Here is a 3,774-nt window from a genome sequence, read left to right as displayed (position 1 = left end):
GAGCTAGCCCAAACAGCTTGAACACAGGTTTTCTAGTCTACTATCGAACCTGTTGCACTTGACTTGACAAGTGGGGAGTGATCTTTATTTTAAATTTTTAATTGGTATAGCTTGACGGAGCCAGGCTATTGTGATAAGATGACATCAAGTAAAAAGCCGATTTAGCTCAGTTGGTAGAGCAACGCACTCGTAACGCGTAGGTCACAGGTTCGAGCCCTGCAATCGGCAGAAGTGACTGTAAAGTGGATAATATTTTCTAGAAAGTATTGCAATTCTTGATTAGCTATGCTATACTAGTGGGGTATGTGGTGCTAGCACATCCGTAATAAATCAAAAGGAAGGGAAAATCATGGCTAAAGTTTGCTATTTTACAGGTCGTAAAACGGTATCAGGAAACAACCGTTCACACGCGATGAATAAAACAAAACGTAGCGTTAAACCTAACCTCCAAAAAGTTACAGTACTTATTGATGGTAAACCAAAAAAAGTTTGGGCTTCAGCTCGTGCGCTTAAATCTGGTAAAGTTGAACGCGTTTAATTTCAATTGATTAAAGCTCCGTTGGAGCTTTTTTAATTGCCATTCAGTCCTAGTCTATATATTTAATCCGTGGTGCTAGTTCATTTCAAAATACAATAAAAAGCCCAAATGGACTATACTGTAAGTGACCAAACATACAGGAGGTTAGTCCAAATGAGCCACTTACAGTATACTGCTAAATCTCATCATTTGCAATGGAATGTACGTCAATTATCACAAATTTGTCACCACTTCTACCAAAACTATTGCCCAGATTCCTTCAAACATCGGCGTAATGTTGGCCTAGTCAAAGTTTCAGATGAATCGATTCTTGTCTTGCTTTTGTTACAAGCTGAACTAGGCATGACATCACAGCGTCATTTCTACAACATCTGTTACCTCTGTCCTTGTGGTAGGTTACTAGAAAGAAGTCGTTTCAATCGTCGGTCAAAACAATTGATTTGGCTGATCCAATTAATCCGAAAAGCTATGAGTGAAATGCTTCCATCTGATAAACTAGCCATTATAGATAGTTTTCCTTTGCCAACCTATTCGCAATCATAGAGCTACCATTTTTAAAGGATTAGCCGATATTGGCTACAACGCCTCTAAGCAGCTATCGTTCTATGGGTTCAAGGTTCATATGCTGGTGACCTTATCTGGTTATATTCTGAACTATGTTGTCACACCAGCCTCTGTACATGATATCAAGGTGGTTTATGAACTATTAGAAGGGTGTAAGCAATCGGTTATCCTAGGGGATTTAGGCTACCTGAGCAGTGAACTCAAGAAGGACTTAGAACAACAAGGTGACCATCTATGGACGCCATTTCGTAAAAACATGACAGGGGCCGAAGAACATAACGATTGGAAAGTGATGGCCATGAGACGAACGATTGAAACACGTTTTTCTGAACTGTGTCGTCTCTTTGACATCGAACATACATTAGCTAGAAGCCTAGCCGGACTACAGTTACGAATTGAACAAATTATTCTAGCTCATAACTTACACTATTTTGAAATCAACTAGCACCACGGGTATATTTAAGTTTTTACAAGTCATCTAAACTGTGGTAAAATAAGGTGATAGAAACTTTTTGAGGTAATAATATGACTGTAAAAATTAATACAAAAGATGGGCAAATTGAACTGTCTGATGACGTTATTGCTACGGTTGTTGGCGGTGCTGCAACGGAAATATTTGGTGTTGTCGGTATGGCTAGCAAGAGCGCATTTAAAGATAATTTTCAAGCTTTATTACGTCGTGAAAACTTTGCTAAAGGTGTTGTTGTCAAGTCAACAGAAGCCGGTATTACTGTTGATGTTTACACAGTGATGAGCTATGGTGTTAAGATTAGCGAAGTTTCTAAAAATATTCAAGAGCGTGTCAAATTTAACCTAGAACAACAGCTAGGCCTAAGTGTTGATGCGGTTACTGTTTATGTGCAAAATATCAAAGTCGTAGGAGAAGGTTAGTGTCAAATATAACAACAAGTTTATTCCAAGAAATGGTCCAATCAGGAAGTACCAGACTTGGAAATCAAGCAGAATATGTGAACTCACTCAATGTTTTTCCTGTTCCAGATGGCGATACAGGAACAAATATGAGTATGACAATGGAAAATGGAGCTAAAGAAGTTTCTGATAAACCAGCTGCAACTGTTGGCGAATTTGGACAAATCTTAGCTAAAGGTCTGTTGATGGGAGCTAGAGGGAACTCTGGTGTTATCACATCACAGCTTTTCCGTGGATTTGGTCAAAGCATCAAAGACAAAGAAGAACTGGATGGTCTTGATTTAGCGCATGCCTTTCAAGCTGGGGTAGAGGTTGCTTACAAGGCAGTCATGAAACCTGTTGAAGGGACTATTTTGACTGTTTCACGTGGTGCAGCAATTGCAGCTCTAAAGCAAGCTGAAGAGACCAATGATGCTGTTGAAGTCATGCGTGCAGCCCTTGAGGGTGCTAAAAATGCCTTAGCAAAAACTCCAGAAATGTTGCCCGTACTTAAAGAAGTAGGTGTCGTTGACTCTGGTGGACAAGGATTAGTCTTTATCTATGAAGGATTTTTAGCAGCCTTGACGGGTGAATATATCGCTTCTGAGGAATTTAAAGCGACTCCTGCGACAATGACTGAGATGATTAACGCTGAACATCATAAGTCTGTTGCTAGTCATGTGGCAACTGAAGACATTACTTATGGTTATTGTACTGAAATCATGGTTTCTCTTAAACAAGGTCCTACCTATGTTAAAGAGTTTAACTACGAAGAATTTCAAGGGTATTTAAGTAACTTAGGTGATTCTCTTCTTGTCGTCAATGACGATGAAATTGTCAAAGTCCATGTACATACGGAAGATCCAGGTTTGGTGCTTCAAGAAGGTTTGAAATACGGTTCACTTGTCAAAGTTAAAGTGGATAATATGCGTAACCAACACGAAGCGCAAGTGCAAAAGGAAGCTGACGAAGAAGTTAGTCAAGAAGAAAAAGAATTTGGTATCATTGCAGTTGTTGCAGGCGACGGCTTAGCAGAAATCTTCAAGGCACAAGGAGCGGACTATATCATCTCAGGTGGTCAAACGATGAATCCATCAACAGAAGATATCGTAAAAGCGATTGAGTCTGTGAATTCTAAAAATGTCATTATCTTGCCAAATAACAAGAATATTTTCATGGCTGCACAAAGTGCTGCACAGGTTGTTGATAAACCAGCAGCAGTTATTGAGACAAAAACCATTCCACAAGGTCTAACGTCTCTCCTAGCTTTTGATACAACAAAGACTTTAGAGGATAATAAAGAAGCTATGTCATCAAGTCTTGAGGATGTTGTTAGCGGAAGCATTACATTAGCTGTCCGTGATACGACTATTGATGGCTTAGTTATCCATGAAAATGACTACCTAGGTATGGTAGATGGCAAAATTGTCGTCTCTAACCCAGATGTCGAGAAAACGTTGAAAGATACATTTGCTCAGATGATTGATGGAGATAGTGAGATTATTACTATTTTTGTTGGTGAGGATGGAGATATGGCTCTTGCTGAGTCTTTAGCTGATGATTTGGAGGAGACTTACGAAGATGTAGAAGTTGAAATCCATGATGGTAAACAGCCTGTTTATCCTTATTTGATGAGCGTTGAATAACAGACAAACACTTGTTCATTGATATGAGCAGGTGTTCTTTTGGCAAAATTCAAGTCCAAGTTAGCCAGCGTATAACACCTCTCTGGGAGTTTTGTAATCTAATACTTTCTTAGGATA

At 39.2% G+C, this 3,774-nt stretch carries 3 protein-coding genes, 1 tRNA gene and 1 pseudogene; all 5 read left to right on the top strand.

Annotated features, from left to right (window positions below):
• Positions 1–155 precede the first annotated feature (155 nt).
• A tRNA-Thr gene (locus AALA56_RS09780) sits at positions 156–228 on the top strand.
• Positions 229–349: 121 nt separating this feature from the next.
• Positions 350–538 carry a 50S ribosomal protein L28 gene (gene rpmB / locus AALA56_RS09775; protein ID WP_115270836.1) on the top strand — a complete coding sequence of 63 codons (189 nt, stop codon included), beginning with the start codon at positions 350–352 and terminating at the stop codon, positions 536–538.
• 153 nt (positions 539–691) lie between these two features.
• Positions 692–1,547: pseudogene (locus AALA56_RS09770) on the top strand (IS982 family transposase).
• A gap of 80 nt (positions 1,548–1,627) precedes the next feature.
• Positions 1,628–1,993: an Asp23/Gls24 family envelope stress response protein gene (locus AALA56_RS09765; RefSeq protein ID WP_115270834.1), complete on the top strand. Its 366-nt coding sequence runs from the start codon at positions 1,628–1,630 to the stop codon at positions 1,991–1,993.
• Complete coding sequence (locus tag AALA56_RS09760; protein ID WP_369909853.1) at positions 1,993–3,657, top strand: DAK2 domain-containing protein; 1,665 nt, start codon at positions 1,993–1,995, stop codon at positions 3,655–3,657. The genes AALA56_RS09765 and AALA56_RS09760 overlap by 1 nt, the downstream gene beginning before the upstream one ends.
• Positions 3,658–3,774 lie beyond the last annotated feature (117 nt).

It is taken from the genome of Streptococcus hyointestinalis (assembly GCF_041225505.1).
GTDB classification, from domain to species: domain Bacteria; phylum Bacillota; class Bacilli; order Lactobacillales; family Streptococcaceae; genus Streptococcus; species Streptococcus hyointestinalis_B.
The sequence above is the reverse complement of the archived record's forward strand: the minus strand, read 5'-3'. Positions and strand labels throughout refer to the sequence as shown.